The 7,389-nt window shown below is 61.4% G+C and carries 6 protein-coding genes and 1 rRNA gene; 6 read left to right on the plus strand and 1 reads right to left on the minus strand.

Annotated features, from left to right (window positions below; translation table 11 throughout):
• The first annotated feature begins 18 nt into the window (after positions 1 to 18).
• A 5S ribosomal RNA gene (rrf, locus tag ACO1XS_RS12985) occupies positions 19 to 132 on the plus strand.
• 152 nt (positions 133 to 284) lie between these two features.
• Here the strand turns inward: rrf and ACO1XS_RS12990 are convergent.
• Positions 285 to 1,487, minus strand: coding sequence for a M20 aminoacylase family protein (locus ACO1XS_RS12990; RefSeq protein ID WP_331571479.1), 1,203 nt, complete (start codon positions 1,485 to 1,487; stop codon positions 285 to 287).
• Positions 1,488 to 1,642: 155 nt separating this feature from the next.
• Here ACO1XS_RS12990 and ACO1XS_RS12995 point away from each other — a divergent pair, with 155 nt between their 5' ends.
• The 5 genes from ACO1XS_RS12995 to mraW all read left to right on the plus strand — a co-directional run.
• A complete protein-coding gene (locus ACO1XS_RS12995; protein WP_486390838.1) occupies positions 1,643 to 3,727 on the plus strand; it encodes a molybdopterin-containing oxidoreductase family protein in 2,085 nt (694 codons plus the stop codon).
• Positions 3,728 to 3,842: 115 nt separating this feature from the next.
• Entirely contained in the window at positions 3,843 to 5,567 is a 1,725-nt protein-coding gene (locus ACO1XS_RS13000; RefSeq protein ID WP_486390839.1) for a long-chain-fatty-acid--CoA ligase, read from the plus strand.
• 146 nt (positions 5,568 to 5,713) lie between these two features.
• Entirely contained in the window at positions 5,714 to 6,334 is a 621-nt protein-coding gene (gene coq7, locus ACO1XS_RS13005; RefSeq protein ID WP_331571473.1) for a 2-polyprenyl-3-methyl-6-methoxy-1,4-benzoquinone monooxygenase, read from the plus strand.
• Between the two features lie 410 nt (positions 6,335 to 6,744).
• On the plus strand, positions 6,745 to 7,173 hold the full coding sequence (mraZ, locus tag ACO1XS_RS13010; RefSeq protein WP_486390841.1) for a division/cell wall cluster transcriptional repressor MraZ: 429 nt from the start codon (positions 6,745 to 6,747) through the stop codon (positions 7,171 to 7,173).
• A gap of 25 nt (positions 7,174 to 7,198) precedes the next feature.
• Positions 7,199 to 7,389: 16S rRNA (cytosine(1402)-N(4))-methyltransferase (gene mraW, locus ACO1XS_RS13015; protein WP_486390840.1), on the plus strand; the 191-nt coding region annotated here is incomplete at its 3' end.

Consider the following 7,389-nt stretch of genomic DNA (forward strand, 5'->3'; position numbering starts at 1 on the left):
GCACAGCAACAAGTCATGCCTGATGACCATAGCGAGTCGGCCCCACCCCTTCCCATCCCGAACAGGACCGTGAAACGACTCCACGCCGATGATAGTGCGGATTGCCCGTGTGAAAGTAGGTAATCGTCAGGCTCCCTCTGCCAGGCGGAGTGCGCACCTCAGTGCCCACTCTGACCCACGCAACGTGCATGAAAACCCCCGGCCCGCCATCGCGCAGCCGGGGGTTTTTGCTTTGGGCGCCCGACGGGACCGACCGCGCTTAGCCCCGTCTGTCCCAATCCCGGCTAACCGTTTTTGCCGGGCGCCAGGAATCGCTGGGCGAGCCGTACCCAATACGTCGACCCAACCGGCAACAACGCATCGTTGAAGTCGTAGCTTGCGTTGTGAAGCATGCAGGGCCCGGCGCCATGTCCCATCTCGCGGTGCATGCCGTCGCCGTTGCCCAAAAACGCGTAACAACCTGGCTTCGCCTGCAGCATGAACGAGAAGTCCTCGGCGCCCATGGTTGGCTCGATGGACGTATCTACCCGGTCGGAGCCCGCGACCTCGCGCATGACCTCGGCGGCAAAGCGCGTCTCTTCGGAACTGTTGATCGTCGGCGGGTAATTCCGATGGAATGTCACAGTAGCCGAGCAATCGTAAGCCGCAGCCGTCGCTTCCGCGATCTTGTGCATCTTCGATTCGATCAAATCGAGCGTTTCCGTCGTGAATGTGCGGACCGTTCCCGCGAGCCACGCTTCGTCGGGAATCACGTTGACGGCATCCCCGGCATGGATCTGAGTAATCGAAAGCACCGCCGTATCGATCGGTTTCTTGTTCCGCGTGATGATGCTCTGAAGCGCATTCGCGATCTGGACCGCCGCAAAAACCGGATCGCGGCCGTTATGCGGCAGCGCTGCATGGGCGCCCACGCCGCGAACATCGATCCGGAATTCGTTGCTCGACGCCATGATCGGCCCCTCGGTGACGCCGAAAGACCCTTCCGCCAAACCCGGCCAATTGTGGATGCCGAACACCGCGTCGACGGGAAACCGGGAAAACAGGCCGTCCTCGATCATCGCTCGCGCCCCGGCTCCGCCTTCTTCTGCCGGCTGAAAAATAAAAACGATCGTACCGTCGAATTCACCGTGTTTCGCCAAATACTGCGCCGCGCCCAGCAGCATTGCGGTGTGTCCGTCATGCCCGCAGGCGTGCATCTTCCCCTCGTTCTGGGAACGGTGGCCGAAGCTGTTGAGTTCGTGGATCGGCAGGGCATCCATGTCGGCGCGCAGGCCGACGGACCGAGTCCCGGTGCCGCGCTTCAACACCCCTACAACGCCTGTTTTGCCAAGCCCGCGGTGAACTTCGATGCCCCATTGTTCGAGCTGCCTCGCAACAAGCTCGGAAGTGCGGACTTCCTCATAGCGCAATTCCGGATGGGCATGGATCGTTCGTCGTAACGACTGGATTTCCTCGCGCGCAGCGAGGACTTCAGGAAGGAGTTTCATGATACGTTCGACTTCGGTAAGTGGTTCGAGACTGAATAGCCGTAGTCCGATCCATTCTACGCCGAACTCGATCACCGCCAATTTGGCCGGGCCACCGCGGCGGAAGTAATAGAATTGGCGGCACTGGCTCATCGCATCGCCAAGGAACCTTCCTCATGAACGCTCCCCTTGAGTTTGCCCGCGCGGTTTGCCCCCACGATTGCCCCGATACCTGTGCGATGCGCGTGACCGTCGTGGATGGGAAGGCTGTCAAGGTAGTGGGCGACCCCGATCATCCGCCCACACAGGGCGTGCTTTGCACCAAGGTGAGCCGGTATCCCGAACGCGTCCACCATCCCGCACGGTTGACGACTCCGCTCAAGCGAGTCGGGAAAAAGGGTGCGGGACGATTCGTGCCCATCGGCTGGGATGAAGCGCTGACGCTGGCGGCCAGCAGGCTGACCGAGGTCGTCCGCCGTGAGCCGGAAGCCCTGGTGCCGTATAGCTATGCCGGCACGATGGGATTGGTCCAGGGCGAGAGCATCGCACAACGGTTCTTTCATAAGCTCGGCGCATCGCGGCTCGAGCGGACGATTTGTTCGGCAGCCGGCGCAGCCGGCCTGCGCTACACCTACGGTGCGAGCGTGGGCATGCACCTCGAGTTCTTCGAGCAAAGCGAACTCATTCTGATATGGGGCGGCAATCCGATCGCCTCGAGCCTCCACTTCTGGACTCGCGCCCAGGAGGCGAAGCGCCGCGGCGCGATGCTCGTTGCCATCGACCCTTACCGCTCGCTCACGGCTGAGAAGTGTCATCGTCATATTGCGCTGCGTCCCGGCACGGACGCCGCACTCGCGCTCGGCATGATCAACGTTCTCATCGCCGAAGATTTGATCGATCGCGACTATGTGGACGCTTACACGGTCGGTTTCGACGGGCTGCGTGACCGCGCGCTGGCTTACTCTCCATCGCGTGTCGCGCAGATCTGCGGCATCGAAGAAGACCAAGTCGTCGAACTCGCGCGTCTCTATGGAAAAACGCGCAAGGCGGCCATCCGGCTCAACTACGGCATGCAGCGCGTGCGTGGCGGTGGAAACGCGACGCGCGCCATCGCCTGTTTGCCAGCGCTGACCGGAGCCTGGCGCGAGCCCGCCGGTGGCCTGCTGTTGTCGGCATCCAATTGGGCTCCGGTCAACCAGCAGGCGCTGCAACGGCCCGATTTGTTGCCGGGCTGCCCGACGACGCTACCGCGCGCCATCAATATGAATGCGATCGGCGATGCCCTGCTTCATCCGGGTGACGCTGTCTTCGGCCCGAAAGTCGAAGCCATCGTGGTCTACAACTCGAATCCGGTTGCGGTTGCACCCGATTCCGAGCGCGTGGCGGCAGGCTTTGCGCGGGAAGATCTATTTACGATCGTGCTCGAGCACTTCCAGACCGATACCGTCGATTACGCCGACCTCGTTCTGCCCGCGACCACGCAGCTCGAGCACCTCGACATTCACAAGTCGTACGGCCACACCTACGTCATGCTGAACCAGCCCGCGATTGCCCCTGTCGGACAAGCCCGGCCGAACAGCGAGATATTCCGCGGCATTGCGCGCCGCATGGAAATCGATGAGCCCGCGCTTTATGAAAGCGACGAAACCGTCGCGCGCGCCGCCTTGCGGTGGGACGATGCGTCGCTGCGCGGCGCCTCGTGGGAGGCGCTCGTAAAGCAGGGCTGGCTCAAACTCGACATCCCCGAGGCACCGTTTGCCAAGGGCGGTTTTCCGACGCCCTCGGGCAAGTGCGAATTCGCCAGTACGTTGCTCGCCAAGGAAGGGCGCGATCCGCTGCCGGACTACCTGCCGCCCTATGAATCGGCCGAGGCCGCGCCGCAACTGGCGGCCCGCTATCCGTTGGCCATGATTTCGCCGCCGGCGCGTAACTTCCTGAACAGCAGTTTCGTGAACATCGATAGCCTGCGTGCCACGGAGGGCGAGCCGCATCTCGACATCCATCCGTGCGATGCAGCACCGCGCGGCATAGCGGATGGCGATATCGTGCGGGTATACAACGACCGTGGCTCGATGAAGGCCCGGGCGCGGGTGACCGACCGCGCACGCACGGGAGTGGTGGTGGGCCTTTCGATCTGGTGGAAAAAGCTCTCGCCCGACGGCTGCAATGCCAACCAGGTGACGAGTCAGGCGCTGACCGATCTCGGGGGATCGGCGACTTTTTACGACTGCCTGGTCGAGGTGGAAGGCGTCCGAGTCTGACGCCCGGCTCCCCACTTCGAGTTGGAAGTCGATGTCTAATCCGGTTGTTTCGCGGGGGGCGACCGGCTAGGATGCGCTTTTTCGCACGATCATTCGAAAAACAGGGAGACGCCGCATGGAAAAGATCTGGTTGAAGTCGTATCCGCCCGGCGTCCCCGCCGAAATCGATGCGACAAGCTACGACTCGGTGAGCCAGATGCTCGAAGAAAGCTTTCGCGAGCACAGCGGCAAACGCGCTTTTGTGTGCATGGGCAAGTCGTTGACCTACGGCGAGCTCGATGCGATGTCGCGCAGACTCGGCGCATGGTTTCAATCGAAAGGGCTGGCCAGCGGTGCGCGCATCGCGATCATGATGCCGAATGTCCTTCAATATCCCGTCGTCATCGCTGCCATTTTGCGGGCCGGCTATGTCGTCGTGAACGTCAACCCGCTCTACACCCCCCGCGAACTCGAGCACCAGCTCAAGGACAGCGGCGCGGAAGCCATCGTCCTGCTCGAAAACTTCGCCGCAACGCTGCAAGCGGTGGTGAGCCGTACGGCGGTCAAACATGTGGTCGTCGCGTCGATGGGCGATCTCATGGGTGTGAAGGGCGTAATCGTCAATTTCGTCGTGCGACGGGTGAAGAAGATGGTGCCTGCGTGGAATCTGCCCGGGCACGTCAAATTCAACGAGGCGTTGGCCACGGGGGCACGACAGCCATTCGCGCCCGCCCGGCTAAGCCGTTCGGATATCGCGTTCCTGCAATATACGGGCGGGACGACCGGGGTCGCAAAGGGCGCGACGCTGACGCACGGCAATATCGTGGCGAACGTGTTGCAATCGGCCGCCTGGCATGAACCGGCCCATGCGCTGCATGCGGACGTCGAGCAGATCATCAACGTTTTCGCATTGCCGCTCTACCATATTTATGCGCTGACCGTCTGCTTCTTGCTGACGGTGCGAAGCGGAGGCCTCGGCATTCTGATCCCGAATCCGCGCGATATCGGCGGCATGATCAAGCAATTGCAAGGCTACCCGATCAATACCTTCCCGGCCGTCAACACGCTCTACAACGCAATGCTCAATCATCCCGATTTCGGCAAGCTCGATTTCTCGAAGCTGCTCGTCGCCAATGCGGGAGGGATGGCCGTTCAGGACGCGGTCGCGCGGCGTTGGTTCGAGCGTACCCATGTGCCGATTATCGAAGGCTATGGTCTGTCGGAAACTTCGCCGTCGGCGGTGTGCAATCCGGTTACCGCCACGGAGTACAGCGGCACGATCGGTCTGCCGCTGCCGTCCACCGAGGTGTCGATTCGCGATGACAACGACAACCCCGTGCCCGTCGGACAGCCCGGCGAGATTTGCATTCGCGGTCCGCAGGTGATGGCGGGCTATTGGAATCGGCCCGACGAGACGGCCAAGGTCATGACGGCCGACGGGTTTTTCAAGTCGGGCGATATCGGCGTGACGGATGACCGACGCTATTGCAAAATCATCGTCCGCAAGAAGGACATGATTCTGGTTTCCGGCTTCAACGTCTATCCGAACGAGATCGAAGACGTGGTGGCGCAGCATCCGGGTGTTTTCGAAGTCGCAGCCGTCGGCGTGCCGGACGAGCATTCCGGCGAGGCCGTCAAGCTCGTTATCGTCAAGAAGGACGCCGCGCTCACGGAAGCCGATATCCTGGCTTTCTGCAAGACGCAATTGACCGGATACAAGCGGCCGAAGATCGTCGAGTTCCGCAGCGAACTGCCAAAAACCAACGTCGGTAAAATCTTGCGCCGCGAACTGAGGGGCGATATTGCGCTCACATCGACGGCCACGCCTTGTACCCCCGTTGCGGCCGAACGTCACGGGTGAGGACTTGCACCTCGCGTAGCACACCTTTGCGAACATCGTCTAAAATGCCCGGTTAGCCCCTCTTTTGCACTGATCTTTGCGAAAGCTGGGGCGCAATGAAGTCGCCACGCGCGTCTTGCGCTGGAGACTACGCAAGGGAGAATCGGATGATATTGGACGAATGGGTCACGGAATTCGACCGTGGGCTGCGTTCGATCGCGGGAGTCAGCCGGATGAGCCGGCCGGTGCCGACCGCCCCCGCCGGCGCGGAAATGACGCTTGCCGAGCGCGCGCACGCGGCCGGCCTCATGCGCGTCAACCATGTGGGCGAAATCTGCGCCCAGGCGCTTTATCAGGCTCAAAAACTGGCCACGCGCTCGCCTGCGCTGAAAGACGCGTTCGAGCAGGCGGCCCGCGAAGAGGAAGATCATCTCGCCTGGACCTCGCATCGCCTCAAGGAACTCGACTCACGTCCAAGCCTGCTCAATCCGCTTTGGTATGCCGGTTCGCTCGCGATCGGATTGGCGGCGGGTGCGCTCGGGGATAAAGCGAGCCTCGGATTCATGGCGGAGACGGAACGGCAGGTCGAACACCATCTCGATGGGCACCTGCAATCGTTACCTGAAGCCGATCTCTCCTCCCGCGCGATAGTCGACCAGATGCGTGCCGACGAGATGAAGCACGCCAAAGCCGCTACCGATGCGGGCGGCGTCGAACTGCCTTTCCCGGTTCGGGCACTGATGCGCGCCGCATCCAAAGTCATGACGAGCACCGCCTACTACATTTGAAGCACCTGAAACGCTAGCGATTCCGATGGGGCGGCGCGAGGTCCGCCGCCCGCGTCGAGTGAGCACTGCCTCTCCAATTTCCGCGCCGTTCTCCCCGCATTCCGCCACCTCTCAGCGCTTTTCGGCCCGACGCTTATTGCGAGCTTCTCAGGTATCACCTTCACAAGATGCAGTAGTTCATTCATTTTTAACGCTTTTCCATTTTAAGCGCCACGTGAACGGTGACACGTAAGTCCTTGTTCTTACAAACAAAATTAGTGGAAAAAACGGGCTTCTCCCTTGACCGCCCCATGCCCTTACTCTAAAGTGGGAGACAGTGTGAGAAAGTGTATTTTTGTGGATTGATCCGACCTTTTTCGATCGGATTTCGAGTGTGACGGATGGGGCGCGCGCCCCGAGGGGAAGAGGACGTGTTCCAAGGGGCGTCGGCGCTGACGCTCGATGCGAAGGGCCGGATGTCGGTGCCCTCTCGTTATCGCGAAGCGCTGCAAGGCGAGGCACAAGGACGGGTGACGCTCACAAAGCACCCGGACGGGTGCCTTTTGCTTTTTCCGCGCCCCGAGTGGGAAGTGTTTCGCGCCAAGATCGCCGCGTTGCCGATGGACGCGCACTGGTGGCGGCGCATTTTCCTCGGTAACGCTTCGGATATCGATTTGGACAGCGCGGGGCGCATTCTCGTCTCGCCCGAATTGCGCATGGCCGCGGGCCTGGAAAAGGAAATCATGTTGCTCGGCATGGGAAGCCACTTCGAACTGTGGGATGCGCAGACGTACGCAGCCAAGGAGCAGGCGGCGATGGCGCAGGGCATGCCGGACGCGTTGAAGAATTTCACGTTTTGATCGCGGTTTGAAATAGGACGCTGCGATGGAAAACGAATTGCAGCACCGCACGGTGCTGTTGGATGAAGCGGTGAATGCGCTGGTCACACGCGTGGACGGTGTCTATGTCGACGGCACGTTCGGTCGTGGCGGTCACAGCCGCGCGGTGCTTGCGAGGCTGGCCGAAACAGGGCGCCTCGTCGCGTTCGACAAGGATCCCCAAGCGATCGCGACGGC

This window comes from Trinickia sp. (assembly GCF_057351765.1).

What these genes read in the sequence shown, in the direction of transcription:
- ACO1XS_RS12990 (WP_331571479.1), bottom strand. Translation starts at nt 1,487, where the DNA reads ATGAAACTCCTTCCTGAAGTCCTCGCTGCGCGCGAGGAAATCCAGTCG.
- ACO1XS_RS12995 (WP_486390838.1), top strand. Translation starts at nt 1,643, where the DNA reads ATGAACGCTCCCCTTGAGTTTGCCCGCGCGGTTTGCCCCCACGATTGC.
- ACO1XS_RS13000 (WP_486390839.1), top strand. Translation starts at nt 3,843, where the DNA reads ATGGAAAAGATCTGGTTGAAGTCGTATCCGCCCGGCGTCCCCGCCGAA.
- coq7 (WP_331571473.1), top strand. Translation starts at nt 5,714, where the DNA reads ATGATATTGGACGAATGGGTCACGGAATTCGACCGTGGGCTGCGTTCG.